The 22,190-nt window shown below is 48.6% G+C and carries 21 protein-coding genes and 1 pseudogene; 17 read left to right on the forward strand and 5 right to left on the reverse strand.

Translation table 11 applies throughout. The features are described from left to right. Positions 1 to 155 precede the first annotated feature (155 nt). The 12 genes and pseudogenes from K331_RS0114820 to K331_RS0114875 all read left to right on the forward strand — a co-directional run bounded on the left by K331_RS0114820 (position 156) and on the right by K331_RS0114875 (position 13,429). Entirely contained in the window at positions 156 to 953 is a 798-nt protein-coding gene (locus K331_RS0114820; RefSeq protein ID WP_028590917.1) for a nucleotidyltransferase domain-containing protein, read from the forward strand. Between the two features lie 2 nt (positions 954 to 955). Continuing rightward, complete coding sequence (locus tag K331_RS0114825; protein WP_028590918.1) at positions 956 to 2,530, forward strand: hypothetical protein; 1,575 nt, start codon at positions 956 to 958, stop codon at positions 2,528 to 2,530. A gap of 99 nt (positions 2,531 to 2,629) precedes the next feature. Continuing rightward, positions 2,630 to 3,856 carry an RtcB family protein gene (locus tag K331_RS0114830; RefSeq protein ID WP_028590919.1) on the forward strand — a complete coding sequence of 409 codons (1,227 nt, stop codon included), beginning with the start codon at positions 2,630 to 2,632 and terminating at the stop codon, positions 3,854 to 3,856. Between the two features lie 291 nt (positions 3,857 to 4,147). Continuing rightward, positions 4,148 to 5,275, forward strand: a complete 1,128-nt coding sequence (locus tag K331_RS0114835) for a tocopherol cyclase family protein (protein ID WP_028590920.1) — start codon at positions 4,148 to 4,150, stop codon at positions 5,273 to 5,275. Between the two features lie 59 nt (positions 5,276 to 5,334). Further along, complete coding sequence (locus K331_RS0114840) at positions 5,335 to 5,772, forward strand: immunity 26/phosphotriesterase HocA family protein (protein WP_028590921.1); 438 nt, start codon at positions 5,335 to 5,337, stop codon at positions 5,770 to 5,772. A 401-nt stretch (positions 5,773 to 6,173) separates the two neighbouring features. Then, positions 6,174 to 6,491 (forward strand): PTS sugar transporter subunit IIB, encoded by a 318-nt coding sequence (locus K331_RS0114845; RefSeq protein WP_018885288.1) that lies wholly within the window; start codon positions 6,174 to 6,176, stop codon positions 6,489 to 6,491. Continuing rightward, positions 6,484 to 6,816 (forward strand): PTS lactose/cellobiose transporter subunit IIA, encoded by a 333-nt coding sequence (locus K331_RS0114850; protein ID WP_028590922.1) that lies wholly within the window; start codon positions 6,484 to 6,486, stop codon positions 6,814 to 6,816. Before K331_RS0114845 ends, K331_RS0114850 begins: the two co-directional genes overlap by 8 nt. 281 nt (positions 6,817 to 7,097) lie before the next feature. Beyond that, on the forward strand, positions 7,098 to 8,417 hold the full coding sequence (celB, locus tag K331_RS0114855; RefSeq protein WP_018885286.1) for a PTS cellobiose transporter subunit IIC: 1,320 nt from the start codon (positions 7,098 to 7,100) through the stop codon (positions 8,415 to 8,417). 63 nt (positions 8,418 to 8,480) lie between these two features. Further along, positions 8,481 to 9,905: a glycoside hydrolase family 1 protein gene (locus K331_RS0114860; RefSeq protein WP_028590923.1), complete on the forward strand. Its 1,425-nt coding sequence runs from the start codon at positions 8,481 to 8,483 to the stop codon at positions 9,903 to 9,905. Between the two features lie 261 nt (positions 9,906 to 10,166). Next, the gene (locus K331_RS0114865) at positions 10,167 to 10,877 is read left to right on the forward strand and encodes a GntR family transcriptional regulator (protein WP_028590924.1); all 711 of its coding nucleotides are present in this window, start codon (positions 10,167 to 10,169) and stop codon (positions 10,875 to 10,877) included. A 283-nt stretch (positions 10,878 to 11,160) separates the two neighbouring features. Continuing rightward, positions 11,161 to 11,775 (forward strand): annotated as a pseudogene (locus tag K331_RS32685) (TetR/AcrR family transcriptional regulator); the annotation flags it as partial. 349 nt (positions 11,776 to 12,124) lie between these two features. Further along, entirely contained in the window at positions 12,125 to 13,429 is a 1,305-nt protein-coding gene (locus K331_RS0114875) for an MFS transporter (protein WP_028590925.1), read from the forward strand. A 77-nt stretch (positions 13,430 to 13,506) separates the two neighbouring features. Here the strand turns inward: K331_RS0114875 and K331_RS29655 are convergent, their stop codons facing one another. From K331_RS29655 to K331_RS0114890, 3 genes are all read right to left on the reverse strand, one after another. Further along, positions 13,507 to 13,782: a hypothetical protein gene (locus K331_RS29655; RefSeq protein WP_036634974.1), complete on the reverse strand. Its 276-nt coding sequence runs from the start codon at positions 13,780 to 13,782 to the stop codon at positions 13,507 to 13,509. Between the two features lie 69 nt (positions 13,783 to 13,851). Then, positions 13,852 to 14,067 (reverse strand): helix-turn-helix domain-containing protein, encoded by a 216-nt coding sequence (locus K331_RS32690; RefSeq protein WP_036634977.1) that lies wholly within the window; start codon positions 14,065 to 14,067, stop codon positions 13,852 to 13,854. Then, a complete protein-coding gene (locus tag K331_RS0114890; protein WP_028590926.1) occupies positions 14,013 to 14,357 on the reverse strand; it encodes an RNA polymerase sigma factor in 345 nt (114 codons plus the stop codon). The genes K331_RS32690 and K331_RS0114890 overlap by 55 nt, the downstream gene beginning before the upstream one ends. Before the next feature lie 263 nt (positions 14,358 to 14,620). On the opposite strand from K331_RS0114890, the gene K331_RS29665 reads away from it, so the two are divergent. Next, positions 14,621 to 15,259, forward strand: coding sequence for a hypothetical protein (locus tag K331_RS29665; protein WP_051289850.1), 639 nt, complete (start codon positions 14,621 to 14,623; stop codon positions 15,257 to 15,259). 159 nt (positions 15,260 to 15,418) lie between these two features. Then, positions 15,419 to 15,814 carry a DUF7674 family protein gene (locus K331_RS0114900; RefSeq protein ID WP_028590927.1) on the forward strand — a complete coding sequence of 132 codons (396 nt, stop codon included), beginning with the start codon at positions 15,419 to 15,421 and terminating at the stop codon, positions 15,812 to 15,814. A 133-nt stretch (positions 15,815 to 15,947) separates the two neighbouring features. Here K331_RS0114900 and K331_RS0114905 read toward each other — a convergent pair whose 3' ends face one another. Then, positions 15,948 to 16,340, reverse strand: coding sequence for a PilZ domain-containing protein (locus tag K331_RS0114905; RefSeq protein ID WP_028590928.1), 393 nt, complete (start codon positions 16,338 to 16,340; stop codon positions 15,948 to 15,950). A gap of 364 nt (positions 16,341 to 16,704) precedes the next feature. Here K331_RS0114905 and K331_RS0114910 point away from each other — a divergent pair, with 364 nt between their 5' ends. Further along, a complete protein-coding gene (locus tag K331_RS0114910; RefSeq protein ID WP_028590929.1) occupies positions 16,705 to 17,166 on the forward strand; it encodes a DinB family protein in 462 nt (153 codons plus the stop codon). 236 nt (positions 17,167 to 17,402) lie between these two features. On the opposite strand, the gene K331_RS0114915 is transcribed toward K331_RS0114910, so the two are convergent. Beyond that, complete coding sequence (locus tag K331_RS0114915) at positions 17,403 to 18,281, reverse strand: helix-turn-helix transcriptional regulator (RefSeq protein WP_028590930.1); 879 nt, start codon at positions 18,279 to 18,281, stop codon at positions 17,403 to 17,405. Between the two features lie 286 nt (positions 18,282 to 18,567). On the opposite strand from K331_RS0114915, the gene K331_RS0114920 reads away from it, so the two are divergent. Continuing rightward, a complete protein-coding gene (locus K331_RS0114920; RefSeq protein WP_028590931.1) occupies positions 18,568 to 20,511 on the forward strand; it encodes a glycoside hydrolase family 127 protein in 1,944 nt (647 codons plus the stop codon). A gap of 54 nt (positions 20,512 to 20,565) precedes the next feature. Further along, positions 20,566 to 21,942, forward strand: coding sequence for an MFS transporter (locus K331_RS0114925; protein ID WP_028590932.1), 1,377 nt, complete (start codon positions 20,566 to 20,568; stop codon positions 21,940 to 21,942). The last annotated feature ends 248 nt before the right edge of the window (positions 21,943 to 22,190 follow it).

A 22,190-nucleotide genomic window follows, 5' to 3' on the forward strand; every position in this document is an offset into this window, starting at 1 on the left:
AAAAAATTCAATCGTAATACTTTTGCCATGTTCACAGGAGATTCGTTGGGTGACAATAAGAGCAATGATGAGCCTCATGACCATTTATCATATAGACGATTAGAAGCATTTTTATAGATGAACCCTAGTGAATCAACTAAAAGGAGGGAAGTCGCATGTCAGAGATTAGACAGCGCATTATGAAGGAATTAACAGATATCGAAGCCACAGAGGGGGTTCGTATTCTGTACGCCTGTGAATCAGGGAGTCGGGCATGGGGATTTCCCTCCAAGGACAGTGATTATGATGTTCGTTTTATTTATGTTCGACCTGTCTCCTGGTACTTGTCAATTACCGAAAGGCGCGATGTGATCGAACGACCTATTGATGATGTGCTGGACGTGAACGGGTGGGACCTGCTCAAAGCATTAAGGCTACTGCGTAAATGTAATCCCGCCCTGCTTGAATGGCTGCAATCTCCCATCATATACATGAAGCAAGGGTCTGCAGCGGATCAGCTTCGGAGCGTTGGGGGGCGTACATTTTCACCTCGTTCCAGCATGCATCATTACCTGCATATGGCCAAAGGCAACTTCCGTGGCTATCTGCAAGGAGAGCAGGTCAAGCTTAAGAAATATCTGTATGTGCTCCGTCCTCTGTTAGCCTGTGCGTGGATCGAACGGTATAACACACTGCCGCCGATTGACTTTGAGCAACTGGTCAGCGCCTTGGTGCCTGAGGACAGTGAGCTTAGAAGAGCTATTCATGAGCTACTGATACAAAAACAGGTGAGCAGAGAATTCGATACCGGGCCAAGGATAGAGCCTATTCATGCATTTATTGAACAAAAGCTGGAGTATTATGAGCAAGCTGTTGTACATAAGGCGCCATCTGAATCAGATGTCGAGCAACAGCTGGATGAGCTGTTCCACTCGGTACTGCGGGACGAATGGGGAAGAGGGGGGCTATTGTAGCCATGTTGTTGGAGCATTTTACTGCAGGACTGTGGGAGGGTAAGACCTCGATCTATGACTATATCCGTGAACAAGGCGAGGAGATCAATGGCTCGCTACCTGATGATGATGAGTTCTGGTCCGGCAGCTCTGTACGCTGGGTAGCAGGTGGACTGAGCGGAATGATGAGACATCTTGCAAGCCAGGATACGGTAATGGGAGAGACGCGTCAGCTAGTACGCATGTTGGCCAAGCACACTCGCAGGCCTAGAGCTGTAACCCGTAAAGCATTATATGCTTTGTTCATAAAGGAAGATCTGATCAGAGCCATAGACACTGTATTAAACGAAGTGAGGCAGGATCCCGGAATTCAATATGAGGCCTTGTTCGAGGAAGCCAAATGGTTAGCGCGATATGGTGCCCATCGGAATGCGGTCAAATTCGGCATTGCCCTGCTGGGAATGTTCGAGCATGAGGATGCCGAGATCAAGGAGCTGCTGCTCACGCTGGGGCGACATGATGAGTTCACTCTATATTCGGTAGTAGCCATACTGAATGGATTGGAAGAGGGGAATGAGCTTGTTTTTGAGCTGGCACAGGCTGTGCAGGGCTGGGGCAAAATTCAGGCAGTGGAGCGGCTGGAGCCGACACACCAGCGCATCAAGGATTGGCTGCTGCGACATGGCTGTGTCAATCAGATTATGAATGAATACCTGGCCTGTGTATGTGCTCGCAAGGGAGAGCTCCACAAGGCACTTGCAGCCGAGAAGATAGACAACGAGCTCTATGAAGGAGCGACAGATATCATCGACGCCCTGCTGTGCGGTGGCCCAGCCGAGGACGTCTATGACTATGAGTATAGCCCGCAGGCCCTGACGGGATATGTCCGACATGCGGAGCAGCATTGCAAGACTACCAGGCATCTGACGGTCTTGCTGAATATCAGGTATTTCCTGAGCAACGACAAGGATGAGCGCTGGGCAGAGCTCTACAGGGCTGGCTGGACGCTGGAGCTAAGAGAGCATTTGCTGACGGCATGCGAGGCGATGATTTCCCGTTCTGACTGGCCTGCTGTGATTCTAGAGACGCTGAGGTCGCGAGAGCCAAACGCACCTGCGCCTTATTACTGCTTCTCCTCTGCAGCTCGACTGGGGATGGATATCTGGGATGAGGTGTACACGCAGGCACAGCTTTATCCGACAGAGGTGGTGTGGTATTACGAGCTCATGACCACGGAGCAGCCAGAGCGGATACGTCGTATGGTGAAGCTCGGAGAGCAGAAGCTTCCGCTGGAGCAGATTGCCTCAGGCCCACGGGAGGAGCAGGGGTTCGGCAAGGAATATGATCCTCACCGTTGCCTTGGTATCATCGTTCAAGGGCTGGATAAGCTTCCGGGCACAGGTCGACCTTTGCTGCTCGCTGCGCTGCGTAGCCCCGTTACCAGTAATCGGAGTGCAGCTTTGATGGCTCTGGAAGCCTGGGAGTCTGACACTTGGGGCGCAGAATTAAAGTCGGCTGTTGCAGCGTTGCTGGATGACGAAGTGGATGAAGAATTGCGCCAGCAGATTAGCGAGCTTAAGGAGCAGAAGCGGTTCTAGAAATTCGGTAGCTTGACCGAACCTGATTTCAGGTTGAATGATCTGATCTGGTCAAGGTACTAATTAGACAGTAGCAGTAAAAGGAGATGACCTGTGAGTATGGCATATCAACAGATTGACAATGTAAGAGTATGGGGAGAACCGGATGAAGGGGCGATGGCACAGGCCAGAGTATGCTCCAGAACGGGAAACGTGATTCAGACCCTGCTCATGGCAGATCATCACAAGGGCTATTGCCAGCCGATTGGCGGTGTAGTCGTGTATGACGGGCAGATTTCTCCCGCAGGTGTCGGCTACGACATTGCCTGTGGCAACAAGGCTGTACGGACGAACCTGACCGCAGGTGAGATTCTACCCAGATTGAGCTCGATAATGGATGAGATCGCTCGGCGTATTTCCTTTGGGGTAGGGCGTGTGAATCAGGAAAGGGTGGACCATGAGCTCTTCGATGACCCCGACTGGACTGTATATGAGGACGTGGATAAACAGGTCCATGACAAGCTGAAGGCGCTGGCCCGTGCCCAGCTTGGAACGGTCGGTAGCGGGAATCATTTCGTGGATGTGCTGGTGGAGCAGGAGAATGGCAGAGTCTGGATTGCCAATCACTTTGGTAGCCGTGGCTTCGGTCACAAGACTGCGAGTGGCTTCATTAATCTGATGGCCGGACGAGAATTCATGGCTAATGCACCTGGTGAGAAGATGGATCAGCCCCCTGCTCTGCTGGACCTCGACAGTGAGCTAGGGGATATGTATTATCGGGCGATGAGGCTGGCTGGTCGATACGCCTATGCAGGTAGAGATTACGTCATTCAACAGGTGTTGTCCCTCCTGGGGGCTGAGGCAGATCTGGAGGTGCATAATCATCATAACTATGCGTGGAAGGAGATGCATAACGGACGGGAGGTCTTAGTCGTGCGCAAGGGAGCGACGCCTTCGGCTCCGGGCCAGGTTGGGTTCATTGGTGGTAGCATGGGCGACATCTCGGTTATCGTACGGGGCAAGGATACACTGGAGAATCAGGAGTCTTATTACAGTACGGTACATGGAGCTGGACGAATCATGAGCCGAACACAGGCAGCGGGCAAAATGAACTGGAAGACCCGTACGCGTAGCGGCGGCCAGATCTCGAAGGAGCAGATGGATCGGGCTGTTCGAGAGTTCGGGGTCGAGCTGCGCGGAGCAGGCACGGATGAGAGTCCGTTTGTGTATCGTCAGCTACGAGAGGTGCTTGATGCCCATGCCGGGACGATTGATGTACTGCATGTGCTGAAGCCGATAGGCGTATGTATGGCTGGGGCGGATGAATTCGATCCCTACAAAGACTAGACATAGAGAAATTGAGAAACAGAGACTAGAGACATATAGAAATAGAATGAGAGCTTCAAGACAATCCTTGCAGGAGTCTGTCGAGCGATCCCTATTTGCCCGTCTTATGTGCTTCAAGAGGATAGAATAGTCCTGAAGCGTATGGGACGGGTATTTTGTCTTGCTATAGCGTACTCTTGAACACGAACAAGCATGTCTGCTGGATTTGTGGAGAGTGCTCCATTTACAATAATATCAGGTAGGAGAACATTAAGTGCGAGGTCAGAACATGACGGGAAGGGAGGGTACAACATGAACAAGAGTGATCTTGGACGCAATCTGTATATGCTCAAGGGACCGCTTGCATACAAGGGATACGACTGGTGGTGGCACAGCTTCACTGGCTATAACCGGGAGACCGGAGAAGCCAAAGCCTTCTTCATCGAATATTATGTCTGCAATCCGGCGTTAGGCAGGGATATTCCCGTGCTGGGGCAACTGCCTGAGAATCGAGAGCGTGGGGTGAAGCCCGCATATGCGATGATTAAGGCAGGAGCGTGGGGACAAGGCGCCAAGCAGATACACAACTTTTACCCCATTACCCAGTTCAGCTGTACCGCCGATCGACTGGAAGTACTTATTGGGGAAAGCATGCTGACAGAGCAGCGAATGCAGGGAATGTGTTCCTTAAGCGCGCAGGAGGCTAAGGCACACCCGGAGTATATGAGCGATGCGGGAGAGATGAGTTGGGACCTCACAATAGACAAGCAGATTGCTTATCATGTCGGCTATGGTGCCTCTTCGATATTTCGCCGGCTGAACGCTTTTGAGATGTTTTGGCACGCAGAAGGCATTAAGACTAGCTACAGCGGAACGGTCCGTCTGGATGGAGTGATCTATGACATTATCCCGGAGAGGTCCTATGGCTATGCCGACAAGAACTGGGGGGCGGACTACACCTCTCCCTGGCTATGGATTAGTAGCTGCCATTTGCGTAGTCTGATCACGGGACAGATCCTGGATCACTCAGCGGTGGAGGTCGGTGGTGGCAGGCCCAAAGTATTCGGTGTACCTTTGCCTCGCCAGATTCTGATCGGCATGTATCACGAGGGTACGATGTATGAGTATAACTTCTCCAAGCCGCTGCTGAGATCCCGCGTGACATTTGATTTTGAGGAAGGGGACAAGCGTCATTACTGGAAGGTTCGGGGCAGCAATCATAACTCTGAATTTGAGCTGGACCTGGAGTGCCCACGTGATGAGATGCTGCTCATTAACTACGAATCACCGGATGGACAGAAGCGGCATAACCGATTGTGGAACGGCGGCACTGGCTACGGCGAGATACGGCTCTACCGTAAGATGGGAGGCAGCAAGCAGCTGATTGATCACATAGAGCTGAGAAATGCGGGCTGCGAATATGGGGAATTCTCAGATTGAAATCCGTAATGTAATCGAGTGTGTTCAGGAGGTAGATTGATGAAGAAGCATGAAGCAGCATGAAGCAGCATGAAGCAGGCGATATATTTGTGATCCCCATGCATGATGGTAGATATGCATTTTGTCAGGTCATTTGCGCCTTGCGGGGGAGGTTCAAGAAGGTCTTTTCTTTTGGCGTTATGGGCCTTGTTGCAGACAAAGAAATTCCGAACGACATAAGCGAATGGAATGATTCTTTGCTGACCTTCGTTAACAGTAGAGGGAGCACGCGGGTTATTTTCGCAGCGACGGATAATCTTCGCAGTGGGGATTGGGAGATTGTGGGTCATATCCCGTTAACTAAGGAGAAGGAGGCGTTACAGGAATTTCAGAGCGCAGGCAATCTCTATCATGGAGATGAGTGGGTCCGAAATCTGGCGCCTGCTGAGTATAAGCTTTACAATACTATGGGCGTGGCCGGAAATGAGCTTGTACAGCAGTATCTTGCACAGCATTAGCGAGACTTATATGAATCTAGAAGCTATTAGCAATACAGCCGGGATTGTAGCTCCTGAGCTGATCCGACAGGCGTATGTGGTTTTAGGCTACTGAATGATCTATGGACGTATTCCTGCCACAATTGTCGAATGGTCTGATGGTACCTGTTGCTACAGGAGACCTTTATAATTTTTTTTACATAACCCTTGTATGTCCAGCCCTGGATCTACAAGGGTTTTTGACGTTCATGTTGCATGCAAATGCAGAGGGTGGACATGTTGACATGAAATATTCGTAATTTCGACAAAAGTATAGACATATGATTTTAATGTATAGACAAATGAAATTGATGGGTTTATAATTGCCCTGTAAACGGTTTCTGCTAATTCACATTTTAAGCTTGAAAGGATGGAGAACAGTTATGAAAAGAATTCTACTTGCGTGCAGCTCTGGTATGTCTACAAGTATGCTGGTGACCAAAATGCAGGAGCATGCCAAGTCCATCGGAGATGAAGCCGAAATTTGGGCCGTTGGTCAGGATCAGGCGCCTGAAGAAATGGCTAAGGCTGATGCAGTACTGATTGGTCCCCAAATGAGCTTCCTGAAGGGACAATTGGAGAAAGAGGCTGCAGCGTACGGCATTCATGTAGAAGTTATAGATATGATGGCTTATGGCATGGTTGACGGCAAGAAGGCTTACGAGCAAGCGATGAAGTTGGTGGAGAAAAAAAATGGATAAGGTCAATATCGCGGATTTAACAGAAGAACAGATTAGCTTTCAGCTTATTTTTCATAGCGGCAGTGCCCGGAGTAAGATCATTCAGGCCCTGACGGAGTATCGTAACAACAACGCTGAGGGGGCAGATGAGCTGCTGAAGGAAGCGAAGCAGGATTTGCGCTCTGCACACGACATTCATTTTCAGATGGTCAAGAAAGAGGCCGAAGGTACACCGACTGCCTTGAATCTACTGCTGATGCATGCCGAGGATCATTTGATGTCTACAGTTACGATGAAGGACCTTGTTCACGAACTGCTGGAGCTATTCAAATCCAGAAATATCTAAGCGAATCTTTGAAACGGTTTACATTCATATGTGAGCTGGTTTTTTGATGAAATGCTGGCTGAGGATTCATATTCGATGATGACATACATTGGGGTAAGAAAAAGCGCCTCCTTGAGCTGGGACTGCAGGGCAGACCCAATCACTGGCGAGTGAATTTAGGAGAACGCTTATTACCGAGTATAGTCAATTCAGGCGACAGAATCAAATCTTGCTATAAGCAAAGCATGTGAAGACACTGTTTACATGTAAGGGAAAATTATATTCTGTGGGAGGAATAGGCGTTGTTTGAGAAATTAAGCCAGATTTTGATACCCATTGCTGGTAAATTGAACAATAACCGTTATCTTTCAGTATTACGGGATGCGTTCATGCTGTCATTTCCATTGACTGTATTTGGATCGATTATCGTCGTACTTATCAATCTTCCATTCTTGAGTGATTGGATGGGAGCAGACAACTTGGCGAGAACCCAGGAGCTGCTGAATATTGCGCCTAATGCCACCTTGAATATTATGACGGTCTTCGTCGTGGTCGGTATTGGTTATTATCTATCGCGAAGTTATAAGGTTGAACCTATATTCGGTGGGATGATTGCTCTTGCCTGCTTCCTGATGCTCACACCGTTCCTGCTGACTCAGGGCGACGGCACGACGATTGCAGACGTGATTCCGAAGGAGCGCCTTGGTGCCAAGGGGATGTTCCTCGGGATGATTGTGGCCTTCATTGCGGGCGAGATCTATCGTAAAGTCACACAGCGTAACATCGTAATCAAGATGCCTCCGGGCGTACCACCGGCAGTTGCCAAGTCGTTCGCAGCTTTGCTGCCTGCATGTATTACACTCGGCATTTTCCTGATTATTAACATTATTGTAAATGTAACGTTCCATAACAACCTGCATGATCTGATCTACAAAGCTGTTCAGGCTCCGCTGGTGCATCTGGGTAGCGGTATTATTCCTACTTTGATTGCTATATTCCTGATTCAGATTCTGTGGTTCTTCGGACTGCATGGTCAGATTATTGTGAACTCCGTGATGGACCCAATCTGGAATACGCTGGCACTGGAGAACTACGAAGCTTACTCCACAGGTGCAGAGCTGCCGCATATTATCACCAAGCAATTCGTTGATATTTATACCGTAGGAATTGGCGGTACAGGGATGACCCTGACCGTAGTGCTCACGATTCTCTTCTTCCTGAAGAGCAAGCAGCTGAAGCAAGTCAGTAAGCTGGCGCTCGGTCCTGGTCTCTTCAATGTTAACGAACCGGTGATCTTCGGTCTGCCAATTGTAATGAACCCACTGATCATCGTGCCATGGGTGCTGGCTCCAATGCTCGTGACCCTGATTACCTATTTCGCGATGTATACAGGCATTGTGCCGCCACCGAACGGAATACAGGTTCCTTGGACGATGCCGTTGTTCTTCAGCGGTATGATGGGAACAGGCTCGCTAAGAGGCGGCTTATTGCAGATATTCAACATGGCTGTCGTCTTCGTCATCTGGTTCCCATTCCTGAAATTCATTGACCGGATGAATGTACGTAAGGAACAGGAAGAAGAAGCTAGTGCTCCATCCAAAGAACAAACACTGAGCATGTAATATACAAGCAATAGTACAGAAAGTAGACAGCATGTGCAGCGTACAAGAGAAAGGAGAAGGACCGTGAATCATACTGAAGTAAAAGAGAGTGTACAGAAAGAAATTCAATATCCGTTTCCGGCTGATTTTTGGTGGGGCTCCTCTGCCTCGGCGACACAAACTGAAGGTACTGTGGAGGGCGACGGAAAAGGACCGAATATATGGGATTACTGGTTCGAGCAAGAGCCGAATCGCTTCTATGATGGTGTAGGACCCTCCAAGACGTCCGGGTTCTATACCAAGTATAAGGAAGACATCGCGCTGATGAAGGAACTGAAGCATAATTCGTTTCGGTTCTCGATCTCCTGGTCTCGACTGATTCCAGGAGGGACAGGTGCTGTGAATGAGAAGGCAGTTGAATTCTATAATGCTGTTATTAACGAATTAACAGAAGCTGGCATTGAGCCGTTCGTGAACTTGTATCATTTTGACTTACCGATGGCTCTGCAGGAGAAGGGTGGCTGGGTGAACCGGGAGACTGTGGATGCTTATGTAAAATATGCGAACATCTGCTTCGAGCTCTTCGGTGATCGTATCAGTAAATGGTTCACCCACAATGAGCCTATCGTACCTGTAGAGGGCGGCTATCTGTATGATTTCCACTATCCGAATGAGCTGGATTTCGGCAAAGCGGTGCAGGTCGGCTATCATACTCTCCTGTCCAGTGCGAGCGTAATCAAGTCTTATCGGGAACAAGGCTATGGTGGCAAGATCGGTATCATCTTGAACCTGACGCCGACCTATCCGCGCAGCCAGCACCCGGCAGATGTTCGCGCCGCAGCCGTCTGTGATGCGTACTTCAACCGTTCTTTCCTGGACCCGTCCGTGACGGGAGAATTCAATCCGCTTCTGGTAGAGCTGCTGACCAAAGACGGATATCTGCCGGCTATGCAGGACGGAGACAAGGACATCATTCGTCAGGGTACCATTGATTTGCTGGGAATTAACTATTATCAGCCGCGCCGGGTCAAGGCTAGAGAAAGCCAGCCGCACCCTGATGCACCTTTTGTACCTGAACATTACTTCGATTATTATGTGATGCCAGGTCGCAAGATGAATGAGATGCGGGGCTGGGAGATCTATGAGAAGGGTATCTACGATATCCTGACCAATGTGCGTGAGAATTACGGGAACATCGAATGCTTCATTTCCGAGAATGGAATGGGCGTGCAAGGGGAAGAGAAGTTCAGAAATGAACAGGGCATGATCTGTGATAGCTACCGTATCGACTTTATATGCGAGCATTTGAAATGGGTGCAACGTGCGATCACAGAGGGCTCTAACGTGAAGGGCTACCATCTGTGGACTTTCATGGATAACTGGTCTTGGTCCAATGCCTATAAGAATCGTTATGGCTTTGTATCCGTGGATCTGGAGAAGGATGGACAAAGGTCCGTCAAACAAAGTGGATACTGGTTCAAGCAAGTCATTGAGCATGATGGATTTTAAGATGGTCCTTAGGACCATCTTTTTTTCAAAATCCCCATATCTGAGGATTTACTGGCCAGACACGCAATAGCGTAATAATGACAAAAGACAATAATCAGCTCTCATGACGAGTATGCCAGGTAAGACGAATATGCGAAGTAAACGGTCTACTGGTGAGAATGTGTGTAGTTATGTATACTTACTAAATACTAATTTCTAAAAAGCTTTTTATCGTATACAGACTAATCTGACACAACAATATCTAATACAGGTGATAAAAAGATGAATAAATATGAGCGAATTGCCCGAGAGGTCAAAGAGCGGATCAGTAATAAAACCTATAGCAGTGATGAACCGATTCCTGATGAGATCTCGCTGGCTGCCGAGTTCCAAGTGAGCCGGATGACGATGAAAAAGGCATTGGATACGCTGGTTAGCGAGGGGCTGCTGATTCGCAAGAGAGGACACGGCACCTTTATCGTTAAGGCAGCCTATAATTCACCTGTTAACGTAGTTGTGAATGAAATGCTCGGATTGACCAATCTGCTGCAGGGGAAGGAGATCACCAACAAAATCATCGCCTTTGATGTTCAATTTCCCACAGAGGAAGTAGCCAATCGTCTATTTATTGATCCTAAATCTCCTGTATACCATGTGATTCGTCTGCGCATTGTGGAAGGTGAGCCTTACGTTATGGAAATTACGTATATGCCAACCAACCTGATCAGCGGCCTTACCGATGAAGTGCTGCATGGCTCGATTTACAAGCATATCAAGGAGGAGCTGGGCTTGAACATCGTGGGGTCACACCGTACGATACGAGCATCGAAATCCACGAAGCTGGATCAGGAGAACTTGATCTGTGCATCAGATGACCCGATATTGGAAATAGAGCAGGTGGGTTTTTTGGATAACGGCATTCCATTTGAATATTCGTTCTCACGGCACCGGTATGATAAGTTTGTATTCACTACCGTGAATCGGATGCGTTAATTTCTCGTCAGTGAGCCTCTTTCAACGGATATAAGTTGAATTAGGCTCTTTTGTTTGTATGCTTGTATTTACGACGGCGGAGGAAAAAAATGTAATGCAGAGCCTTGACTTCGTGTATCAAAGAGCGTATATATGTATTATAGACTGACGGTCGGTCAACGACACCGATGAAAACCTCTGCCAGAGCATATCTCATGAGGTAGAGCATCAGCAGGAGCCTGGGCTCCATCCCCAATTGGCCATCATCAGTTACTGTTAATCCAAGCTTGGGAGGCGCATTGAGATGAGAGTGGTGAAAGAGCATGAAGAGCGTAGAAATGAGATATTGGATGCTGCAGAGGTGTTGTTCCTGACAAAGGGATACGACAAGACAACCATTAACGATATTTTACGGGCAATCGGGATTGCCAAGGGCACCTTCTATTATTATTTTACCTCCAAGGAAGCGGTTCTGGATGCGATGGTGAAACGGGTGGTGGATGCTGGTGTTGAGACGGCACGCAGTATCGCTAACGATCCGGCTATCACGGTGCATAAGAAATTCCTGCTCATTATGCTTGCGCAGAAGCCGAATACGGCAGTGAAGCAGCAGCTTATTGAGGAGCTACACGAGGCTAGTAATGCCCAGATGCATCAGAAAAGTCTGAGCTTAACGGTACAGCATCTTACGCCAGTGCTACAGGAAGTAGTAGAACAGGGGATACGTGAGGGACTCTTCCGAACCCCTTATCCTCGGCAGTCCATTGAGCTATTGCTGGTAGCTGCCGTGACCCTATTCGATGAAGGGCTCTTCCGCTGGACACCTGAGGAGCAGGCTGAGCGGGTTCAAGGCCTGATCTATGCCATGGAGACCTTGCTTGGTGCCAAGCAGGGAAGCTTCGCGTATATTGTTCAATTGTTCGACCAGCCAGAATTAGCGGAGGCTCGGTCTCTCACCGAGGAGTCTGATGCTACCAATGGTAAGGATGCTGGTAAGGATGCTATTGAAGGCAGAGGTAAGGATGTTATTAAAGAGACGATTGATAATAACATTATCGATAACAAGAAGTCCTCTGGTAAGAAGGCCAACGAGGGCAAGAAGGACAAAAAGCGGAAGATGAAGAACAGCGATAAAGATAACGACAAGGGCAATAAAAAGAATAGCAAGAAGAGTAGTGATGGCAAGAAGGGGAGCTCCGGGAAGAAGCGCTCTGATAAAAAGCAGTCTGGGAGCACCGAGGCCCAGGGTATAGGAGAACAGAAGGCAGATGAGCATGCTTAAGAGCTCTTTTACTACATTCCTGGTACTATGGCTAGGGGAGCTGACCTCCAGTATAGGGAGCGGACTGACAGCCTTCGGACTGGGTGTCTACGTCTTTCAGATGACTCATTCCGCAACGGCGGTCTCCCTGGTAACGCTATGTGCATTCCTACCGATCATCCTGCTCGCTCCAGTAGGGGGTGTGCTGGCGGATCGCTTCGATCGCAGGCTCATGATGCTGATAGGCGACGGCGGCTCTGTATTGGGGCTACTGTATATTCTGCTAATTATGACGACAGGGCATATGGAGGTATGGCACATTTGTATCGGTGTAATCCTCAGTTCTATCTTTGCCTCCTTAACTGACCCAGCCTACCGGGCGACCATTACCGATCTGCTCAGCAAGGAGCAGTATGCACAGGCTAGTGGAATGGTGCAGTTAGCTGGAGCTTCGAAATACCTTATTTCACCTGTGCTGGCCGGCTTATTCATTGGAGTCATCGGTATTGAAGGAATATTGCTGCTGGATATGTCCACCTTTCTAGTAACCTTACTTACGATTATTGTCGTGCGGAGCCGTGTGGCAGCCAATTGCAGCAAGGAATCCAAGACAAGAGAACATAGCAATCTCTGGGCTGAGCTTCATGAAGGATGGCATATAGTCATGAAGGCCAAAGGAGTGCGCTATCTGATGCTTATTCTGACCTTGGTAACGTTCTTTATCGGGTTCCTAGAGACGCTGTTCACTCCGCTGGTATTACCACTATCGGATGCACGCACGCTAGGAATCGTTGAATCCATCAGTGCTACAGGCTTACTGCTCGGAAGCTTATTCATCGGAGTGTTCAGTATTCGTAAGCAGCACAGCAAAGTCATGGCCTTAGGCCTGTTTATGTCCGGTATCTTCTTTGCCCTACTAGGAATGACGACGAATGTAGTGCTAATTACGACCATGGGATTTTTGTTTTTTGCTGCACTGGCCTTCGTGAATACGAGTGCTGATGTTCTCATTCGCACCCATATCCCGAACGAGACTCAGGGGAGAGCCTGGGGAATGATTGGCTTGATATCTCAGCTCGGATATATAGCAGCTTATGCTAGTGCTGGTATATTATCAGATGGAGTCTTTAATCCACTGCTCACGGAGCATGGTGCGCTGGCGTCTACAGTTGGTGCAGTCATTGGTACAGGTCCCGGCCGAGGAATCGGATTCTTGTTCTTGCTGGCTGGCGTGATGGTTATGTTGACGGCGGTCATGCTAATACGAGTACGATCCATTCGAGAGCTTGAGTCGTCCCCAGCATTGCAATAGAACAGTTCGAGTGAATAGCGTAAGTACAATTAGAGAGGATCCTGGCCGACACGGTGCATGATCCTCTTGATCTACGTTTAGAGATGTTTTTTGGATACCATTCGTGGATGGTTACTTTCCGTACTGGATAAGTGTGGGTCCTTGAAGTCCTTCGTAGCTTGGCTGGATATTTGGTGAAGTGTCTTGTCAACCAACATGATTGACTTGTTGAGCTGCAGCAGTCTTTTGTCGAGATCGTCCAAGCGTTGGTTAAAGTTACCGAGGACGCTGCGTAGCAAAATAATGGCGATCAGGCTGGGAAAGCCGACAGTGCCAATAAGAGTGCTGATCTGCTCTGCCGATAGGCTGTCCATAGGATGTGCTCCTCCTTCCATTCTGATCAATGAATGATTGTAGCCAAATAAAAAGCAGGTACGTGAGCTTCAGACGTCTGTCTGCAAGAATTCAAGGAATTCTACGATAATCTCAGACGCAGCATCCTCTCGTGGTAGATGGATATAGCAGGACAAGCGCTGAATATCAGGCTGAAAGAGCTCGATAACAGCTAGCATCGCCTCCGAATCATGCTGTCTTGCCGCCTGGATCAGTTGTTCGAAGTGAGCTTCTGAGACAATTGCTTCAGCATTTTTCTCTTCCATTGATTCACCGCCTGTTGGCTAATTTTGAGCTGACGGGCTACCTCAGCTTCGGTCAATCCCTCCCAATACAGCTTGTGCAGCACCCGTTGTCCAGTGTCGGGCAAAGTATCTAGCAATTGCTCCAAGGTTAGAGCCTGATCAGACGCTACTGTGAAATCTTCCTTTATGGCTTCGTGCTCCAGAAGCGGGAGCTCTCTGTTCCTGATCTTCTTGGCTTTGTATTGAATCCTCCAACCAATCCGGTATATCTCTGCACGATACCGCTCATAGGCTGTCTGTCCGGTAATCATGCTACTCGCTCCTTTCTATATATACTTTAAATGCTTTGAGATGCATCTACTTATATAGGTATTTTTGGGTTGTATTTTACAACTGAAAAAGAACATTTGTTCTATTTTTTTGTTAAAAAAATTGATGCCAGATTATGTGTTATATAACAGCAAAGATACCACTGCTATTCTTGTATAAGGTATAGTAAAAAGGTGGAAAACACATGTTCAAAAACACATTACAGATAGTCGTAGAATTAGAAGAATGAAAGGACAGAAATGAGATGAAGCTGAAGTATTTGATTGTTGCCATGTTCATGGGAGGGTATTTGTGGTATTGCTCGATATATCCTGATTACAAGGTTCCTGCCACGATCGGTTTGTTCTTGTCGCTTATCGTTGTGCTCCTGCTGCCTAGCGTGTACAGCATCTTGTGGGAGACAAATATCAGGCGGCTGGAACGATATCTATTGGCCAATCAAAGCAAGCCCGAGGTCTATCTCTATTACGCGGTTGGTCATGAGCTGGATGAGGAAGTGGAGCAATGCATCCACGAGCTGCTGGCTCAGCATAAGAGTGTGAGTAAGCAGGCTTTGTTCAAGACGGTGCTGGCATTTCACAGAAAGAATCTGCTAGAGGTACAGGGAGAGATCGAACACATTCGTCCTCAGGCGTATAGTGATTATTATCGGGCGGCTCTTCAGATTGAACTGGGACATACGGAGGCTGCGCTGCAGATCATTGACGGGATACCCAAGGAGTGGATGCGTAACGCATTATTGTATGATATCAAGCGGAGGGCCGGGGAGATCGAAGAGGCGCAAGCTCTGGCGGAGCAGTGCCTAAGCCAAGTGAGAGGATTGCAGAAGTACATCCTGTTCAGAACGTTCCAGCGTCATCTGCCGACCTTGCAGAGTGAGTGATCCCTTCTTGGGTGCATCGTCCAACTTAAGCCATGATCCTTATGGCAAGCGGAAATTTCATAATTTGTATAATTCGCTTCCAGGCTGATTTGCATGCAGCTGCTTCGGAGCTAGAAGTGATGAGAGGTTCTTAATCAAATTACAGATAGGTTGATAGAGATGAAAATGGACATTCAAGAGGTCATGGCGTTACTTATTCAGGCATGTCCCTCATATCAGAACCGGGCAGAGCGCTACCTGAACGATAACTATGAAGCTGGGGAGCAACGGCTGTATTATCTTGAGGTGGCAGATTTTGCAGAGCATCTATTCCCGAGGCTATTAAACCAATCAACGAATGAGGTGAAGGATGTATTCTCTGTCGTGGAGCGGATGTACTTAGAAGGGAATGAAGAGGTGCAGACCTTGCTCACGACAGGCTTCTTCGAAAGTCTACAAAACCGGATCTTAGCGTGCGAGGGGCTCCAGCTATCGGACTTTGATCACCATCTGGGACGATTGTCGCTTGCCACCTGGAGATACCTGATCCAATATTGGGAAGGACGGGATGCATAATTCAGTAGGGTTCAGGTCGTCTTTGTTCAAAAGAAGAGGTGACTTATAAAGTAGAGCTTACAGCTCAAGACATGTGGACCTAATACAAAGCTTCAAGTCCCAAGAGCAAAGTCGCCAGCCTAAGAAGCAGATGTCACAAAGCTTTAACCGGGCTGCCTCCAGCCCACTGCTCTAGCTCCTTGCGTAGCAGCGCTCGCTCATCCTCGTTCAACTCTAGACGAAGTCCATATTGATACTGATCCACACCAAATATCCAACCCCATCGAACGCGGCCAGTGAAGGCTAACTCGCGCCCATTTAATTGGTATTGAACCATGACATTCGAAGCACCTGCGGAGGGACGAAGCTTTAGCGAGGTGCGTATTTTGCAGCCTGCAAGACTAAGGTCTATTAGTTCACCTTCTGCGGACAGGGTTGAGTCTGGTCTCATGCTGTTCTGTGGAAGAGTGATTAGACAAGGTAAAGGCTGATTCATGACATAACGGAAGGGTTCTTTTCGAACATGATCTTGAGTGCTATCTTCCATCCAATGGCCTCCAATCTGGTATATAGGTGAATGTATGATGTTCAAGCGGTCTATAATCTATGTCTCTATACATTTTAAGGATAAAGTTAACAATTATATAGATTTATCCATCGTATATCATGAGTACATGTACCCATTTGTTATTATATAAGAGGTCCTTGATCATGTCGATGCATTTACTTCATAACAAGGGAACTTCTGATAATATGACCAGCGCAAGCGGAGAGTGCGTATAATTCCGATCGTAAAAGGTGTATTTGAAAGTGTAATCCCGAGGTAGGATAATAGATTTATGTGGATATGGCTATGCATTTTGCAGGCAACTAGCCAATTGACGCTATATGAATGATAGGGGGAAATATGAATGTCGGATCAATATGCATTTCAATTAATGAACAGAACTCGTCAAGGCTTGCTAAAGCATCTGGAATCACTGCCAGCGGACAAGCGAGGGGTGGTCCCGGCAGGCTTTAATAATAATGTGCATTGGCAACTGGGTCATGTCATTACCGTGACAGACGGGCTTATTCACCGCTTCTCTGGAAGAGCCATTACACTGCCAGAGCACTTCGCTGCTTTTTTCGGTCCAGGAACCAAGCCAGCTGATTGGACGGAAGAGCCACCAGCGTGGGATGAGTTAATTCAATTGCTCAAGGATCAGCCTGCCCAGCTTCGTGGGACGTTTGAGTCTGTGCTGGAGGAGCCAGTTGCGCAGAAGGACAATTTTGCGAGTGCTGTGACTGTCGGGGATCTGTTCCACCTGTGCAACACGCATGAGAGCTCGCATACTGGAATGGTGAACGCGATGGTGCGTATCTTGAAATAGATGGTGTCTACATAACGGGATCAAACGTGGCCGACAAGACGAAGTGCTTGTCGGCTATTTCTGTATGTATAGGTATCCGGGGTAACGCTGCTGCTAAGAGATGGAATCCAAAGAGTAAGGAATACAAATATGTTGCTTAAGAATGTAACACTAGTGAACTACATCCGGTTGATAGATCTATAAAAGCTGGTGACACGGTTTATAAAATACTAGATTAAATAGTGCCGTAGCTGAGCTCACGTTCGTTCTGGTCGCCAGTATTGCTGACGATAGTGCTTCGGGGACATGCCGAATTTATCCTTGAAGCATCTGGAGAAATAGCTGGCTTGTGTAAATCCTGCCTCCTCCGTGATTTGCTGGATCGGCCAATCCGTCTGTAGCAGCAGATTACGTGCCTGCTCCAGTCGATACGCCATGAGATATTCAAGTGGCGTACACTGGAAGGTCAGCTTCATACAGCGAGCCAGATAGTTCTGGTGTAGGTGAAAGTGAGCCTCCAGATCATGATTCGTGATTGGCTCCTGATAGTGCTGCTTCAGATACATTTCGATCTTCTCGGCAAGCCGCGCAGAGCTACTGGTATGGTTCTGATCATATTCCAGAGTGCGGAAAATGTTCACAAAGGTCTGCTGTGTCTCCCACAAGGCCAGCTTCCTTGGCTGCAATGTTGAAGACAATAGGTAGTCCAGCTTGGTAAAGAGCTCCTGCGCATTGTGCACTTGCTGGAATTTCGGCAGATGAATGGTCGTATGCTCCGAATGAAAATGCAGCTCTGGCATGGGAGAGCTCGGTGTGATCAGGTGGGGAGAAGGTTGGGCCAGCCACGTACTATTGGTCTGAAAATGGAACCAGTAGAAGGAGGTCCGTGTCGTACATGCCTCCATCGGAAAATGATGCTTATCTGGCTCCAGAATAAGTGCATCATGTTCACCCAGCAGCCATGAGCGACCTTCCTCTCCAAGGTGCAGCTTCCCCTCTTTGACGATAATGACGTCAAAATACCCCAGATTGTACCGATTCGGATGTCGATCCCCTTCCTGGTATGTTGTGAGATTCCCCTCGATAAAATAGGGCAACGGAGGCACAAGGAAGGAGAGAAAGTCCGTGTCGCTCATATATGCTTCAGCTCCTTTCTCTAATATGCGGAATCATGTATGCGAAATCACACTGTCATCCGAAGGACATATGGATAGCCGTATACATGAATTGAACTGACCGTCTAGACCTGGACGAGCCCTTGCATTCAGTACGTGTAAGAAGTGTGGAATTGTATATGTTTTAGTTGAGGCTGGCGATGTTGTTTTGAGCGTAGGGTTGCTACACTTGAACCATGCTCATTACTTTAGCGTGAATTACCTAAAAATGAAAGCGTTATATTTTTTGAAAAAGGATGTGGAAATCATGCAAGTCGCCAAGCCAGTCAAACAAGTCACCGTAGAGGATGCCTTCTGGAAGAAATATAAGCAGGTCGTAGCAGAGGAGGTGATCCCGTATCAGTGGAAAGCCTTGAATGATGAACTACCAGACACCGAGCCCAGTCATGCGATCGAGAACTTCCGAATAGCTGCTGGGGAGTCTACTGGAGAGTATTACGGGACAGTCTTTCAGGATAGCGATCTCGCTAAATGGCTGGAGACGGTGGCCTTCAGCTTGCGCGATCATCCGAACCCGGAGCTGGAGCGACAGGCCGACGAGATCATAGAACTGCTCGGCAGGGCACAGGCTGAGGACGGATATCTGAATACGTACTATATGCTGAAGGAACCAGACAATCGCTGGACGAATCTGCGGGATAATCATGAGCTTTATTGTGCAGGGCACTTTCTGGAGGCAGCGGTCGCCTACTATGAGACAACAGGCAAGACGAAGCTGCTGCACATTATGGAGAAGTACGTAAGCCTCATTCAGCAGACCTTCGGTACAGGTGATGGACAGCTCAGGGGCTATCCGGGACACGAGGAGATTGAGCTTGCCTTAATCAAGCTGTATAACGTGACAGGTAAGTCGTCTTACCTTGAGCTGGCACAATATTTCATTGAGCAGCGGGGGCAGAACCCGATCTATTTCGTGGAGGAGCTGGAACGGAGGAAGGGGATTCAGACGGCGTCGACCTGGAATGATGATAACCGCATCAATTTCGGCCTTGGCTTCGAGTATCAGCAAGCACATCGGCCCGTTCGCGAGCAGAAGGAGGCTGTAGGCCATGCAGTCAGAGCGATGTATCTGTACACGGCGATGGCAGATTTGGCAGCAGTAACTAAGGACGCTTCTCTGCTGCAGGCGTGTGACACGCTTTGGGAGGATGTCACGAATCACAAAATGTACATCACGGGCGGGGTAGGATCAGCCGTCAACGGTGAAGCCTTCACTTCCAAATACGATCTCCCCAATGACACCATGTACTGTGAGACCTGTGCTTCTGTGGGATTGGTCTTCTGGGCTAATCGCATGCTGCGTATGGCTCCTGATCGTAAGTATGTGGATGTGCTGGAGCGTGCACTATACAACGGGACAATCAGCGGTATGGACCTGGACGGCAAGCGCTTTTTCTACGTGAATCCATTGGAGGTGAATCCGTATCAAGCCTCGCGGGCAGATCAGGAGCATGTGAAGCCAGAGCGGCAGAAATGGTTCTTCTGTGCTTGCTGCCCGCCGAATCTGGCACGCATGATCGCTTCTGTCGAGGACCATGTGTACACCCAGACGGAGGATACATTGTATACACACTTGTATATATCTGGCAGGGCGAATCTGACTCTATCCGGGCAGGAGGTTGAAATCGTACAAACGCATCACTATCCATGGAACGCAGATATTCAGCTTACGGTACGTACGGCTAACCCAACTGAATTTACTTGGGCACTACGGATTCCGGGCTGGTGTAGGCAGGCTGAAGTGCAGGTGAACGGTGAGAAGATCCCTGTGCAGGCACTGGACAAAGGCTACCTTCTCATTCAGCGTACCTGGAGCGATGGTGATGAGGTTACCCTACATCTGGCGATGCCAGCTGAGCGTATGCGCAGTCATTCTCTTGTCTCCATGAATCAGCAGCAGGTAGCGCTACAGCGTGGTCCAGTCGTGTATTGCCTGGAGGAAGTGGATAACGGGGAAAATCTCGGTTCTCTCCGCTTGCCGCAGGATAGTCCGATTCACGAGAGGTTCGAAGAAGAGCTGCTCGGCGGGATCGTGAAGCTGAGTGCAGAGGGGTATCGACTGACAGGACCCTCGGACCTATACAGTGCGGAGCCGCTTGCGAAGGTCCCGCAGCGGATTACGGCTATTCCTTATTACGCTTGGTGTAATCGAACTCCGGGTGAAATGCGTGTATGGATCTATGAAGGCTAATTAAGCCTGCCGTGAATATGGATGATTGACTGATGAGAGAGGGAGCTATGAACTATGAGCACTAAAATTGTGGGCCCATCGCCAGCAACCGAGATTCCTACCGGAAAGGTGCCATTTCATCGCAAAATCAGCTACTCGCTAACAGATACGGCTGGCAACTTGCTATATTGCGTCATTTCGAGCTACCTGTTGTACTTTTATACGGATGTGTTTGGCTTATCCATCGGCATTGCGGGTATGCTGCTGTTCATTACCCGCTTGCTGGATGCGATTGATGCTCCAATCTGGGGAATCCTGATTGACCGGACGAAATCGAAATATGGCCAGAGCAGGCCGTATTTTCTCTGGCTGTCTATTCCATTTGCGGTGTTCATGGTGCTCACCTTTACGACACCGGACTGGAGCGATTCAGCCAAGATAACCTATGCTGCTGTCACCTATATCATAGCGGGTATTTTGTACACGGGGATCAGTACTCCGATTACCTCGATTTTGCCGAATCTGAGCACGGATTCCAATGAACGCGTTGTGCTGAACTCCTACCGAATGGTGGGGGGAAATGTAGGCTTCTTCGTTGCTACGACCTTCACTTTGCCGCTGGTCGGCTTCTTCGGTCAGGGGAATGATCAGAGGGGCTTCACACTTACGCTGTCGTTGTTCGGTGTGCTGGCTGTCCTGATGTTCATTACGGCGTTTACCCATCTGCGTGAGCATACGATAGTCAAGACACAGTCCATACCGATTGCCAAGAGCTTTGCGGCCATCAAGCGAAATTGGCCCTGGATGCTCGTTGTCACCGCCAATCTCTGTTATTGGATCGGACTCAATATTCGTTCAGCGACGCTGATCTATTATTTGCAATACAACCTGAACAGCAAGGATCTGGTGCCCTTAATCAATGCTTTGACCTCGCTGCAACTCATCTCCATGGTGCTGATTCCGCTATTAGCCCGTCGCATGGGCAAGTACATGATTATGGTGATTGGATTGGTGCTGGCCTCGGTGGGGCAGGTCGTGATTCTTGTTGGGGATACGAGCCTGACGATGATTATTATAGGCTGGATTATCGGAGCGCTTGGATCAGGCTTTGCTTGCTCCATGCCATTCGCTATGCTGTCGGATACAGTAGATTATGGCGAGTGGAGGAATGGCATTCGGGCCAGTGGCTTCCTGACTTCGATCGGCAGTGCATTTTGTATAAAGGCAGGTAGTGGCATCGGTGGATTGCTGCCCGCATGGGTGATGGCGCAGACTGGATATATTGCTGGAAGCGCGCAGACACCTACAGCATTGGCAGGCATTCAGTTCAGCTTTATTTGGCTGCCGTTCGTGATCTTCTTGCTTGGGACTTTGCCGATGCTCTGGTATAAGAGGTTCGAGCGTAATGAGTGTGTGATTCAACAGGAGCTATTAAGCAGAAGGGAAGCTTAGTATTTAGTATTTAGTATTGAGAAGCATTGGATGTACACAACGAGTCTTATATAAGCTGCGCAAGCTCTCCGCTGGCCGGACAGAGCTTGCGTTTTTTAGTTCAACTTGCGACATGTAATCTCCATGAAAGGTTGGAATTCTACAAATATCGGTTGATCCTGTTTATTTCAGCGGGACGATATGCTTTGTACAATGATTTTGTAACGCTTACATTTCCAGGTAAAGGAGGTTGCGGCGGCATGATGAGA

It is taken from the genome of Paenibacillus massiliensis subsp. panacisoli DSM 21345 (assembly GCF_000426545.1).
In the GTDB taxonomy this organism is placed as follows: Bacteria; Bacillota; Bacilli; order Paenibacillales; family Paenibacillaceae; genus Paenibacillus; species Paenibacillus panacisoli.

Coding starts and splice junctions, on each gene's coding strand:
- K331_RS0114820 (WP_028590917.1), top strand. CDS start 156: ATGTCAGAGATTAGACAGCGCATTATGAAGGAATTAACAGATATCGAA.
- K331_RS0114825 (WP_028590918.1), top strand. CDS start 956: ATGTTGTTGGAGCATTTTACTGCAGGACTGTGGGAGGGTAAGACCTCG.
- K331_RS0114830 (WP_028590919.1), top strand. CDS start 2,630: ATGGCATATCAACAGATTGACAATGTAAGAGTATGGGGAGAACCGGAT.
- K331_RS0114835 (WP_028590920.1), top strand. CDS start 4,148: ATGAACAAGAGTGATCTTGGACGCAATCTGTATATGCTCAAGGGACCG.
- K331_RS0114840 (WP_028590921.1), top strand. CDS start 5,335: ATGAAGCAGCATGAAGCAGGCGATATATTTGTGATCCCCATGCATGAT.
- K331_RS0114845 (WP_018885288.1), top strand. CDS start 6,174: ATGAAAAGAATTCTACTTGCGTGCAGCTCTGGTATGTCTACAAGTATG.
- K331_RS0114850 (WP_028590922.1), top strand. CDS start 6,484: ATGGATAAGGTCAATATCGCGGATTTAACAGAAGAACAGATTAGCTTT.
- K331_RS0114865 (WP_028590924.1), top strand. CDS start 10,167: ATGAATAAATATGAGCGAATTGCCCGAGAGGTCAAAGAGCGGATCAGT.
- K331_RS0114875 (WP_028590925.1), top strand. CDS start 12,125: ATGAGCATGCTTAAGAGCTCTTTTACTACATTCCTGGTACTATGGCTA.
- K331_RS29655 (WP_036634974.1), bottom strand. CDS start 13,782: ATGGACAGCCTATCGGCAGAGCAGATCAGCACTCTTATTGGCACTGTC.
- K331_RS32690 (WP_036634977.1), bottom strand. CDS start 14,067: ATGGAAGAGAAAAATGCTGAAGCAATTGTCTCAGAAGCTCACTTCGAA.
- K331_RS0114890 (WP_028590926.1), bottom strand. CDS start 14,357: ATGATTACCGGACAGACAGCCTATGAGCGGTATCGTGCAGAGATATAC.
- K331_RS29665 (WP_051289850.1), top strand. CDS start 14,621: ATGAAGCTGAAGTATTTGATTGTTGCCATGTTCATGGGAGGGTATTTG.
- K331_RS0114900 (WP_028590927.1), top strand. CDS start 15,419: ATGAAAATGGACATTCAAGAGGTCATGGCGTTACTTATTCAGGCATGT.
- K331_RS0114905 (WP_028590928.1), bottom strand. CDS start 16,340: ATGGAAGATAGCACTCAAGATCATGTTCGAAAAGAACCCTTCCGTTAT.
- K331_RS0114910 (WP_028590929.1), top strand. CDS start 16,705: ATGTCGGATCAATATGCATTTCAATTAATGAACAGAACTCGTCAAGGC.
- K331_RS0114915 (WP_028590930.1), bottom strand. CDS start 18,281: ATGAGCGACACGGACTTTCTCTCCTTCCTTGTGCCTCCGTTGCCCTAT.
- K331_RS0114920 (WP_028590931.1), top strand. CDS start 18,568: ATGCAAGTCGCCAAGCCAGTCAAACAAGTCACCGTAGAGGATGCCTTC.
- K331_RS0114925 (WP_028590932.1), top strand. CDS start 20,566: ATGAGCACTAAAATTGTGGGCCCATCGCCAGCAACCGAGATTCCTACC.